Source organism: Nostoc sp. JL23 (assembly GCF_017115065.1).
GTDB lineage: Bacteria > Cyanobacteriota > Cyanobacteriia > Cyanobacteriales > Nostocaceae > Nostoc > Nostoc punctiforme_A.
This window is the reverse complement of record NZ_JABXKN010000034.1, coordinates 64001-76690: the sequence shown is the minus strand read 5'-3', so window position 1 is coordinate 76690 and position 12690 is coordinate 64001. Positions and strand designations below refer to the sequence as shown.

Here is a 12690-nt window from a genome sequence, read left to right as displayed (position 1 = left end):
AAAAAAGCCTGAAATCACCAGTTATCGGAAATTCACACGCTAATTAATTTGTACAGTTGCTTAAGACTTAGATAGTTTGAGACTCTTAAAAAAGTATACGTAAAAACCTTGGAATAAGATGAATATTCGAGAAATTTACTGTTCCTCAAGGGTGACGTATAAAGTATGTAGATTTCGGTGAATTTTTGCGCTTTTAAACAGCACAATCTGCAAATTGACAACTGATGTTACTAAAAAAATCGATTTAGGTAGGTAAAAGTTATGGCAAATATCATTGGAACCAACGGTAATGATACCCTACAGGGTACTTATAATGACGCGGATACAATTAAGGGTCTTGCAGGCAACGATACCATATATCCTAACGGTGGCAAAGACACCTTAAGTGGTGGAGGCGGCAACGATAAATTCGTCTACTACTACTACAACTACACCAACAACAACAACAACAATACTATGATAATCACCGATTTTGGTGGTGTAGGTAAAGGGACAAACCCAACAGCAGCAGTCATTGCCGAAGTGGATACCCTAGAATTCCAGGGCACTGGTGCCATAGCCCAAAATTTGTTGTTGACCAAAAAAGGCAACAATCTGGAAATCAGCTTTGCAGGGGATGCTTATATAACGAGGTTTTTTGATGTGCCAGTTATCCTGCAAAACTTTGCTCTGGAAAACCTGGAAAACCTCAGCAAATCTACAGATGCCACTGTAGATTTGGGCAATATCCTATTTGATGGAGAAACTAGCACTATAGATAGCTTTGATGTCTTCAATGCTAACTCTACTCAAAGCACTATCTTCAACTTGAATACAGTTACTTTTCTTAACGACCTCAACAATAATGTTAGCGGCTTTGATAACTCAAATGATGTCATCAATGGTCAGGGCGGGGATGACCTCATTGACGGCTTAAGTGGCAACGACATACTCAGAGGTGGTGCGGGTAATGACTTCCTCATTGGTGGTGTGGGGAATGATACTCTCGTTGGTGGTGTCGGGAATGACTCCCTCACAGGCAATGATACTCTCGTTGGTGGTGCGGGCAATGATATCTTGAATGTCGAATTTTCAACAGGCGATAACACCCTCAACGGTGGGGTTGGTGACGATGTTTTGAATGCTGGGGCAACATCTGGCAATAACTTACTCTCTGGGGGCGATGGCAATGATTATCTCTCTACCTCTAACGTTTATAGTAGCGTCAGTGGATACATCTATTACCCCTCCTCAAGTAATAACACCCTCGATGGTGGCGTTGGTGATGACACCTTGAATGCTGAGTCTCCATCAGGCAATAACTTACTCTCTGGGGGAGATGGCAATGATTCTCTCTCCACTTCTGGCATTTATACTTATAGAGGGGAGCCTAATTTTAGCTCATCAGGCAATAACACCCTCAATGGTGGTGCTGGTGACGATACCTTGAATGCTGGCAATTCAACAGGCAATAACTTGCTCTCTGGGGGAGATGGCAATGATTCTCTTGACATCTCTGGCTATGTCACACCCTTCGATAATTTTTTAACCTCCTCAGGCAATAACACCCTCAATGGTGGCGCTGGTGACGATACATTGCGTGCTGAGTATTCAACAAGCAATAACTTCTTCTCTGGGGGCGATGGCAATGATTTTTTCTATTTAAAGACGACATCCCCAGAGACTGCCCCCTCTGATTTAGTGACTCAAACAGTAGATGGAGGTGAGGGTGATGATTTGTTGTCTGTAGATTACACCTTAGCTACAGAAGGGATCACAACGACATTCAATGCTACTACTAATATTGGAGAAGTTACAGCGGGTACTTATCGGGTTAGCTACAAGGATATCGAAGGATTAAATATCTCCAGTACAGCCTACGACGACAATATTGTGGGGAGCAATGGCAACGATACGCTCTCTACGGGCTATGGTGGCAAAGATACAATCGATGGAGGTCAGGGTGAGGATGTGTTGTCCGTCTATTACAGCAATTCTCCAGGTGGAATCAGAACGACATTCAATGCCACTACTAACATTGGAGAAGTTACAGCAGGCACAAATCGGGTTAACTACAAGAATATCGAACAATTAAATATTTCAGGTACAGCCTACGATGACAATATTGTGGGGAACAGTGGGAACGATACACTCTCTGCGGGCTATGGTGGTAAAGATACGATCGATGGAGGTCAGGGTGACGATGTGTTGTCTGTCGATTACAGCAATTACAACAGTGTTTCTGGGGGGATTACAACGACATTCAATACCTCTACTAACATTGGAGCAATTACGGCAGGCACGAATCGGGTTAGCTACAAAAATATCGAGCGATTAAATATCTCAGGTACATATCACAATGACAACATTGTTGGTAACAGTGGTAATGATACGCTCTTTGGGGGCTATGGTGGAAATGATACGATTATTGGCGGTGTCGGTAATGATATCCTGACAGGTGGGAGTGGTGACGACACCCTAACTGGTGGCGCGGGCAATGATAAATTTGTTTACAACTTCAACGACAGCTACTACTCTAACGACACTAACACTGATATTATCACCGATTTCGGTGGCGTAGGTAAAGGCTCAAATCCGTCTGCGGCAGTGATTGCCTCCTCAGACACCTTGCAATTTACGGGTGGTGTATTCGCTATAGGTAGTGTCTTCAATGCTCAAAATCTGCAATTAACTCAAAATGGTAACAACTTAGAAATCACCTTTGAAAATGTTCCTAATAGCAAAGTCATTCTCCAAAACTTCAAATTAGAAAATCTGGATAATCTGCCAGTAACTTCTTCACAACCAGCTATTGGAAATATCCTGTTTGATGGACAAACTAGCATCATTGACAGTTTTGATGTGTTTGATGCCAATTCCACTCAAACTAGCCTTTTCAACAGGAACACAGTTACCTTCCTCAATGACCTCGACAACAATATAACGGGTTTTGACAACTCCAATGATGTTATCAATGGTCAAGGGGGTGACGACATCATCGACGGCAAAAGTGGTAATGACCTGCTTAGAGGTGGTGTAGGAAATGATATTCTCATTGGCGGTGTGGGAAATGATACTCTCATTACCACTACAGGCAATGATACCCTTGACGGTGGTGCTGGTGACGATACCTTGAATGCTAGCGGTTCAACAGCCGATAACTTGCTCTCTGGAAGTGATGGCAATGATTCTCTTGACATCTCTGGCTTTTTTAGGGTTTCTGGCTCAGTTTTCCCCAGCAACTCCTACGGCTCTCGCTCCTTGGGGAATAACACCCTAGAAGGAGGTGCAGGTGACGATACCTTGAGTGCTGGTGGTTCAAAAGGCGATAACCTGCTCTCTGGTGGCAACGGCAATGATACTCTTTACCTTATTGGCTCTTACAGCTACAGCTACGGCGACTCTAACGACTCACGATCGGAGGGCAATAACACCCTAGACGGAGGTGGAGGTGACGATCGCTTGAGAGCTGGTGGTTTAACAGGTGATAACCTGCTCTCGGGAGGTGATGGCAATGATCAGCTTGATCTTTCTGGTAACTACTACAGCTACAACTCCAGTGATTTCAACGACTCTCGCTCGTCTGGTAATAACACCCTCAACGGAGGTGCAGGAAATGATCGCTTGGATGCTAGCAGTTCAACAGGCGATAACCTGCTATCTGGGGACGATGGTAATGATACTCTTATAGCCTATGACGCCTCTGGTAAAAATATCCTCACAGGTGGCAATGGCAATGACTTTCTCATAGGTGGCAATGGTAATGATAGTCTAATTGGAGGAGCTGGTACTGATACCTTTGCTTTCAATAGTTACAACCAAGGTGTTGATACTATTTATGACTTCAATGCTACTAATGAACTGATTCAGGTATCGACTTATGATTTTGGTGGCGGGTTGTCAACGCCTTCACTTCAAACAAGTCAGTTTACCATCGGAACATCTGCAACAACAAGGAATCAACGATTTATCTATGACGATATTACAGGTGCGCTATATTTTGACCTTGATGGCAGTGCAAGTACATTTACTCAGGTAAAATTTGCACAACTATCTGGTGGTGTAACACTAACTGAAAAGAACTTTGTATTAGTTTAATCGTAATTAACATTCTCTGCTCGTTAAACGACACAGGTTGCGAGGTGCTTTTGTAAGCACCTTGCATTCGACTGCTCAATGCAATTACTTCTTTTTCAGAGATGTCTAGCGATCTCAAGTCCGGTTAATCACTTATGACTATCGCATCTGTGCAAAAATCGGAAAAGCCTTTTCCCCCTGCTCCTCGGTCACTGAGTGACTTGCCTTGACTTGTGCCGAGCATCTCGACTACTTCGACTACTTCGCCTCAAGACTTTAGTCTGGGATGATAAACAGGCGTACATTACCGATTACAACCAAGCTAGCGGTGCGCCTCTTAACCAAAAAGCAGTGAAGAATGCGATCGTCACTTACCGATATAGCGATCATCCGGCGAAAGTATTAGCCCAAAACCAAGCGAATAAGTATCAAGTCATCGGTACTCTAAACAAGGATGGTGTTAAAGGTGACGAGCTTTTGTTGATTATGACGGTGAACCAAGCAACTCTTGATGAGGCAGCCGATTTATTACGTAAATTAGGAGTCAAAGGCGATATCATTACCGTTGACGGTGGCAGATCAACTTATTTGTTCAATTCCCAAAAGGGAAACATTATTGTTCCCCAACTGTCTAATCTGCAAGAAAATCCTACTTTTCGACATTTACCTCATTATCTGGGATTCCGTAAGAAAAGCACAAATCAGGTTGCACCAAAAATCTCGATCGCTCAACCAGTTGGTAAGGTACTTCCAAAGAAGGATCAACCTTTTTTAATATTGTGGCGGGATAATTTTGGCGGTGATGTCTCGATTAAGTTGTACGATGGGAACAAACTTATCCAAAACATTTCTTCCCGTACTGCTAGCGATGGAGTTTATGAGTGGACACCACGTATTTCCGTAACAGAAGGCTATTTTATTCGTATTTCTAGCTGGAAAGACCGGAATATTTTCGGGCAGTTGCAATTGTAGCAGAATGGGAAAATGAAATGGATAACTAGCTAAACGCAAACCTCTCAACAAGGTTGACGGTGTGGCATTGATCGGAATTGTTATTGTTTCTCACAGTAAACAACTAGCTTTGGGTGTGCGGGAACTCGCCGCGCAGATGGTTCAAGGCCAAGTCCCCATTGCTGTTGCAGCAGGTATTGAAGATCCTGAAAATCCATTGGGTACAGATCCGATTCAGGTTTATGAGGCGATCGCTTCTGTTTTTTCTGATGATGGTGTTTTGGTGTTGATGGATTTGGGTAGTGCTTTGCTGAGTGCAGAAATGGCAATCGAGTTTCTGCCAGAAGCACAGCAGGAGAAAGTGTATTTGTGCGAAGCATCTCTAGTAGAAGGCGCGATCGCTGCTGTAGTGGCGGCGGCGGCTGGTAGAGATATTCACCAAGTTATGGCGGAAGCACGCGGCGCACTCCTCGCCAAAGCAACTCAATTGGGTGTAGTTAGTAGGCCGTTGTCAGTTGTTACCCCAATAACAACCAATATAGAATCGCCAACGCCAGAAATCCGGCTGATTGTGAGCAATCGCTTAGGATTACACGCCCGCCCCGCAGCCCAGTTTGTGGCAACCGCAGCCCGGTTTCAATCGCAAATTCTGGTGCAGAATTTAACGAGAAATACTGAGCTAGTCAGGGGTAACAGTATTAACCAAGTTACAACTTTAGGGGTGCGTCAAGGACACGAACTGCTAATTACTGCCACAGGTTCTGATGCAGATCAGGCGCTGTCAGCATTGCAGGCATTATTTGCAAATAACTTTGGTGAAGATAATGTTGCCTTGAATTCTCCACCAGCATTTCACCATGAAGTTGCTCCAGCAACTCACGGCGAACTTTCGGGGATTGCAGCTTCTCCAGGAGTAGCGATCGCACCTGTTGTTCATTATCAACCTACTCACATTGCGATTAAGGAATACCACGTAGACGATCCTGATGCAGAGTGGCAACGATTACAGGCAGCTATTAATATTGCCCGACAAGAAATTCAAGCGGTTTTTTCACAAGCATCTCTGCAAATTGGTGATGCTGAAGCCGCCATTTTTGATGCCCAATTACTATTTTTAGAAGATCCAGTACTCTTGGAAGTGGCTCATCAGCGCATTTTAGAAAACCATATAAATGCTGAAGCAGCTTGGCAAGCTGTAGTCGATGAAGTAGCGACTTCCTACCGCGCACTTGAGGATTCTTATCTGCAAGAGCGAGTTGACGATGTTGTAGATGTCGGGCGAAGAGTGCTGCGATTACTCGCTGGGAATGCTGCGGCTAACTTGCATCTTGAGTCACCAGCGATTTTGGTGGCGACTGATTTAACCCCCTCAGATACGGCGGGACTAGATCCGACAAAGGTGTTGGGTATTTGTACTACTTCTGGTAGCGCCACCTCCCATAGTGCAATTATCGCCCGAACGTTGGGTATTCCCGCAGTTTTGGGAGTAGATGCCCAGGTGTTGCAGTTGGCTGATGGTACACTGATGGCACTTGATGGTGAAAGTGGCAGAGCTTGGGTAGAACCAGAATCAGAAATCCTGGATTTACTGGCAGCAAAGCAGTCAGCTTGGCAAACGGCTCAACAGGAAGCACGAGCTAAGGCACATCAGCCAGCGATTACTCGTGATGGTCGGCAAGTTAGCGTTTTCGCCAATATTGGTAGTATAAATGATGTGCAAGTTGCTGTGGCTAGCGGTGCAGAAGGTGTGGGACTACTCCGCACTGAGTTTCTGTATTTAGACCGAACCAGCGCCCCGACTGAAGAAGAACAATTATTAGTATATCAAGCGATCGCCCAAGTTTTAGATAATCGTCCGCTAATTATTCGTACTCTCGATGTCGGTGGTGATAAGCCACTTCCCTATCTCAGAGTAGGGTTTCCAGAAGCTAACCCTTTCTTAGGTTGGCGGGGAATTCGTTTCTGTTTGGATCATTTAGATTTGTTCAAAACTCAGTTACGGGCAATTTTGAGAGCGAGTGTCGGACACCAAATTAAGATCATGTTGCCGATGATTGCTACTGTAACTGAAGTACGTGCAGCTAAGGTAATTTTGGGTGAAGTGCAAGCTGAACTAAATCAAGCTGGTATTTCCTTTGATGCCGCGATGAAAGTAGGAATTATGGTGGAGGTTCCTTCAGCAGTTGCGATCGCCGATCGGTTAGCTGCTGAAGTAGACTTCTTTAGTATAGGGACTAACGATCTGACTCAGTACGTCATGGCTAGCGATCGCACTAACCCACGCGTGGCAAATTTGGTTGATGCGCTACATCCAGCCGTGTTGCGAATGTTGCAGCAAACTGTCCAAGCTGCCCATGCGGCAGGGATTTCGGTAGGATTATGTGGAGAATTGGCAGCAGATACTTTAGCAACACCAATTTTATTAGGTTTAGGGCTGGATGAGTTGAGCGTGAATCCCCAAAGTATACCTGGAGTGAAACAGGCGATCGCTAGGTTTTGTATAGTTGAAAGTGAAGCGATCGCGGCATCCGCATTGCAACAAGACTCCGCAGAGCATGTTAGAAAACTAATCTCAACTTCAATTACTCCCCCTGCATAATTAGTTATGCTAACCACAGTCAATACACCCCACCCCCAGTCTCTCCTGAAGAGCCTACGGTGTACATACAAGTCCTAAAAACCTTGCTTGATGAGGCTTAACTCATTCTTATACAAAGCATGGGAACAAGAGAAATAGCATTGTCATATCATGTCCGTATAATTATAGCGCTTCTCGGTTGAGTCCAATACGGACCTAACCCCCAGCCCCTTCCCTACGAGGGAAGGGGAGCAAGATTCAAAGCCTCTCTCCTTTTAGGAGAGAGGTTTGGAGAGAGGTCAGAGTGTATTGCATCCACGTGAGAACCGCTATAGTTATTATTTCCACAGTCATTGCACCCCACCCCCAGCCCCTCCCCGCTCTTCGGGAGGGGAGACAAAGCATAGCTTTGGCGGGGTGGGGTTCTTCAGGTTTAATAAGTAATCTAGCGGACATGATATCAGTCGATGCAATACCATTGTTAGTCGATACAATGCCATTGTCAGTCAATGCAATGCCATTGTCAGTCGATGCAATGCCATTGTTAGTCGATGCAATGCCATTGTCAGTCGATGCAATGCCATTGTCAGTCGATACAATGCCATTGTCAGTCAATGCAATGCCATTGTTAGTCGATGCAATGCCATTGTCCGTCAATGCAATGCCATTGTTAGTCAATGCAATGCCATTGCAGGTCACAAGAAACTTCTGTGTATACCGTAGCCCGAAGAGCGGGGAGGGGAGACAAAGCATAGCTTTGGCGGGGGTGGGGTTCTTCAGGTTTAATAAGTAATTAAGCGGACATGATATTAGTTAAAATCTTATTCCCAATTGCCCGTTAAAGCCGCGAATAGTATTGTAACCAGCACCAACAAAAACGTTATTAGTAGCACCTACCTGAACGCCACCTGAAACTGCAACGCCTTTATCCTCAGAATAAAGTCTAATTCCTACATAAGGTGAAATTACAGGCAAATTGATAAATTTTAAAACATCTACTCCCGTAGCACCATCAGCGCCAGTTCCCACTTCAACCCCGAAATTCAAAGCCCTAGCTCCGACAGCATAAGTTACATCACCATCTTTTCCACCGACTGAAACCCAAGGTTGCGGTATCAGTTGAGCCGATGCTTGACTTGGGGCAAACAAAGTTAACAAACTTATAGATGTAATTAATGTTTTAGCAATAATCGCTATTTTCACGTTGTTCTCCGATTAATTGTTTTTAGGACTGATACCAATTCTTTATGAAGACGCATAAAAAGAACCCCAGTGCCGTAAAATCTCTTTTTGGTAATACCATTTGCAAAAAAACCTACAGATGCAAAGCTGGAAATCCAGAGTAAATCTAACCCCTTTTAATTACGAATTACTAATTACGTAGCTTACTTCTTACCTTTGGCAAGTATTACGAATTACAAATTGGTATTATTATCTCAACAATTTGCTCTCCAACTTCGTGGATAGCAAATAAAAACAATTTGAGTATTGCGAATTTGGAGGGGGTTGCAGAGTGGCTGATGAACGCATAGTCAACACACAACAGATTTATCCAAAGGATTTTTCCTGGGGATTATGGCCTGTTGTGCCACTCTACCCCTACGGTAGGCGGCAGACAATTCGTCAAGAAGTGCTTAAGGACACAATCTGGAATTTTGACCAGATTCAGGGCATTTTCTACGTTGTCGTCCCGATTCGCATGACTGTTGTAAAGCTGGAAACAGGGGGTCTTCTCGTCTATGCGCCTGTTGCACCAACCCCAGAGTGCATCAGACTTGTGAATGAGTTGGTGGCGAAATATGGCAACATTAAGTACATCATTTTGCCAACTATCTCTGGTATAGAACACAAAGTCTTCGTTGGTCCCTTCGCCAGATACTTTCCGACTGCACAGGTTTTTGTGGCTCCGCATCAGTGGAGTTTCCCGCTAAATCTCCCCCTTAGCTGGCTTGGTTTACCCCCAAAACGAACTCAAGTACTTCCAGAAGATAGTAGCAAAACGCCGTTTGCTGGCGAGTTTGATTATGCAATGCTGGGCCCCATCGGACTTGGCCCTGGAAGGTTTGCGGAAGTTGCTTTTTTCCACAAGCGATCGCATACTCTTTTAGTCACAGATTCTGTACTTTCTATTCCAGAAGATCCACCTGCGATCGTTTTATTAGATTCATATCCCTTATTATTTCATGCCAAGGATTCTGCTTCTGATCTTGTTGCAGATATTCAAGTAAATCGCCGTAAGGGTTGGCAGCGCATCTGTCTGTTTGCTTTGTATTTTCAACCACAGGCATTAGATATACGCCGATGGAGTCAGGTGTTACAAGATTCCTTAAAAGCTCCACAACGCTCAAGGAAAGCTTATTTTGGATTGTACCCCTTTAAATGGCAGTCAGATTGGCAGCGATCGTTTGATGCCCTGCGAGGTGATGGGCGTTTGTTTGTCGCACCAATTTTACAAACGTTGATTCTTAACCGCGCACCACAAGAAACCATTGACTGGGCTGATAAAGTTGCAAGTTGGGACTTCGAGTGGATAATTCCCTGCCACTTTGATTCACCGATTAAAGCTAAACCACATCAGTTTCGCCAAGCTTTCTCTTTTTTGGAAAAACAGCCCGCTTTCAGTGGAGGTTTGTTTAGCAGTAGCAGCTATCCTTTACCAGAGGAGGATTTTAAAACACTTAGAGAAATCGATGCAGGTTTAAATAAGTTTGGCATTGTACCAGCACCAAAGGAGAAGGTGTAAGAAATTTTTTGGTAACTGCTGTGTTAAAGAATGCAAAATTAGCTGTTGTTTAGTTCCATTAATGAAACATTTTCGTGGGAATAAAGCCATTTTTCAAAATTGCTTTTACAACGCGACCATTCTTTATCTGTCATTGCGAACCAATCAGTATCTCTGTTTTTTCCACGCACAAACATGTGTTGCCGAAAACGACCTTCATAAATAAATCCCATTCTGGTAGCGGTAGTTCGACTCGCATGGTTGAGGGAATTACACTTCCACTCAACTCGACGATAAGAATGACAATCAAAAAGATGCTGAAGTAGCAAAAACTGCGATTCTGTATTGATTTTACTTTTATGGACTGCGGGAGTAAACCAGACATGACCAATTTCAGCACGACCATGATTTGGAACAATTGCAAGTAATGCCACAATGCCAACTTGAGTATTTGCTGAGTTTTCAAAGACTGTCCAAGTCAGAGGGTCGGATTTACTGACTATGTTTTTTTCCATCCAGTCTTTCATTATAGAAGGGCGATCGAATGGGCCGTAAAATAGATAATTCCATACGGCTTCTTTTTCAGGAGTGCCGTGTGAAGCTACATACAAGGTTTCCACATCCCTTTCTGGAATCAGGGGTCTGAGTGTTACAAATTGACCGTTGAGTTGAATAAATCCTGGTGGCTGCCAAGTTCGGTCTTGCATGATTTTATTGCTTCCCTACAGACAGATAATCTCACATCAAAGGCAGGCAAGCGTTACTCGCCTTCTCCTCATATACAATTATCATTTTCATTAAAAATATTTTGAGTATTTTAACTGATTAGCAACAGGTGCTTTATCCTTTCTCATTTGTGAAAGGGATTCTTGAGTATTAACGTTTGATTCCCTTAAACCGTTCTTGCGCCGCCTGAAATGCTTCTTGCATTACCAATTGAATTTTTTGGGGATCGGGTTTCTTACCTCCCATTAAATCACCAAAATAAACACAGGCTGCTTCGCCTAGTGCCCAGGTATAGGCAGCTGCCCAAGAGGCTGCGATCGCACTACCAAAACCTGGTATAAATTTAATTAACTCTCGGGCAATGGCCTGTGCTAAAAAACCACCTGCGATCGCACTCACAACACCTCCTGCCTGAGATGGAGTAATTGTCTGCCCATATAATTTACCCAACAAACCCACCATTGATACTTGCAAGGCAGTCAGTACGGGCATTGTGGCAAATGGCAGAGGTACAGCAGCCAGAGTTGCAGACATAATCGCAAATGGCAAAATATAACGACGTGCAGCATCTCGGTAAAGATTGCCAATTTGCTTCCCAACTTCCTCTCGATCTAATAGCTGATAAATCGCCTGGGCTTCTGCTTGTGGGAGTAGTTCTGCCAAGGAATCTCGCAGTGCTTCTAAGCCATAAAATACCGGCGTGTAGCCATCTTCTTCTAAGGTAAAGTCAATGAGTACAGCGCGATCTGTTATTTTTGCAAAGGCTTGTTGCATTGCCGCAAATGCGCGGTTGACTTCCTGATAATCTGGCGGATAGGTGGGATGATCGACGATATCACTAGGATAAACCTCGTGCAAGCAGGTGACTACCAGGAGACAGGGAATGTCTGGATACTTCTGGCGTAGTTGTTGAGCAATTTGTCGTAGGGTGTCTGTTGCAAAATCATTGATTTTGACGGTCAAAAGCAGGATTCTGGCGGAACGAGTTTCCTGTTGTAAATCGCCAACTAACTCTTGAATAATTGTTTGAGTATCTTGTTTGACATCACCCAGCCCCACTGTATCAGTAAAAATCAGTAATGGCAGGTCATTGGAAGGATAGGCATAGCGCTGGGTGTGTTGTGTGTGTGGGCGAAATCCTTGGCCGACAATTTCAGCAGCAACTCCCGTCAATCCTCTGACAATAGAACTTTTTCCGGCTTGGGGTTTACCAATTAAAAGGGCTTCTGTTGTTGGCAGTTCGGCTCGGATTTTCTCTAAAATCTCTGCAACCTGAGTCTCGCTTACACTAAACCATTCCACAACTGTCTGTGCCACTTGTTCTACGGGTAAAAGTTGCGTTAGACGTGTTGTTGCTTTGTTCCAAACACCACCAATCTGATTTGTCCAGGAATTATCAACCGACTTGGTAATCGTTTTGTCGCTCGGTTCACTCAATTGCTGAGAATCAGTTGACGGTAAGTCGGCATCACGTTGCTCAGTCATTTTCATCCAAACGTAGAAGACCCTTTTAGTCATCTTATAGCGATTTTCAAAGGGATAACTAGTACCTTTAGTAGTGTTCCGGGGCGATCGCGTTTTGGGGACTGACAATGCGATTGTTTCGCCTGACAATGCGATTGTTTTGGCTAACAATACGATTATTTCGCCTGACAAT

At 44.1% G+C, this 12690-nt stretch carries 7 protein-coding genes; 4 read left to right on the top strand and 3 right to left on the bottom strand.

The genetic code is table 11. The features are described 5' to 3' along the window. The first annotated feature begins 261 nt into the window (after positions 1-261). From HWQ42_RS05840 to ptsP, 3 genes are all read left to right on the top strand, one after another. Positions 262-4077 carry a calcium-binding protein gene (locus HWQ42_RS05840; protein ID WP_292810132.1) on the top strand — a complete coding sequence of 1272 codons (3816 nt, stop codon included), beginning with the start codon at positions 262-264 and terminating at the stop codon, positions 4075-4077. A 195-nt stretch (positions 4078-4272) separates the two neighbouring features. Then, entirely contained in the window at positions 4273-5028 is a 756-nt protein-coding gene (locus tag HWQ42_RS05835) for a hypothetical protein (protein WP_292810130.1), read from the top strand. 67 nt (positions 5029-5095) lie between these two features. Next, a complete protein-coding gene (gene ptsP, locus HWQ42_RS05830) occupies positions 5096-7606 on the top strand; it encodes a phosphoenolpyruvate--protein phosphotransferase (protein WP_292810239.1) in 2511 nt (836 codons plus the stop codon). Positions 7607-8398: 792 nt separating this feature from the next. Here the strand turns inward: ptsP and HWQ42_RS05825 are convergent. Further along, positions 8399-8788 (bottom strand): hypothetical protein, encoded by a 390-nt coding sequence (locus tag HWQ42_RS05825; protein ID WP_292810128.1) that lies wholly within the window; start codon positions 8786-8788, stop codon positions 8399-8401. Positions 8789-9098: 310 nt separating this feature from the next. Here HWQ42_RS05825 and HWQ42_RS05820 point away from each other — a divergent pair, with 310 nt between their 5' ends. Further along, positions 9099-10328, top strand: a complete 1230-nt coding sequence (locus HWQ42_RS05820) for a DUF4336 domain-containing protein (RefSeq protein ID WP_292810126.1) — start codon at positions 9099-9101, stop codon at positions 10326-10328. Positions 10329-10366: 38 nt separating this feature from the next. Here the strand turns inward: HWQ42_RS05820 and HWQ42_RS05815 are convergent, their stop codons facing one another. Continuing rightward, on the bottom strand, positions 10367-11014 hold the full coding sequence (locus tag HWQ42_RS05815; protein WP_292810124.1) for a GNAT family protein: 648 nt from the start codon (positions 11012-11014) through the stop codon (positions 10367-10369). Positions 11015-11183: 169 nt separating this feature from the next. Beyond that, positions 11184-12518 (bottom strand): GTPase family protein, encoded by a 1335-nt coding sequence (locus HWQ42_RS05810; protein ID WP_292810237.1) that lies wholly within the window; start codon positions 12516-12518, stop codon positions 11184-11186. Between the last annotated feature and the right edge of the window lie 172 nt (positions 12519-12690).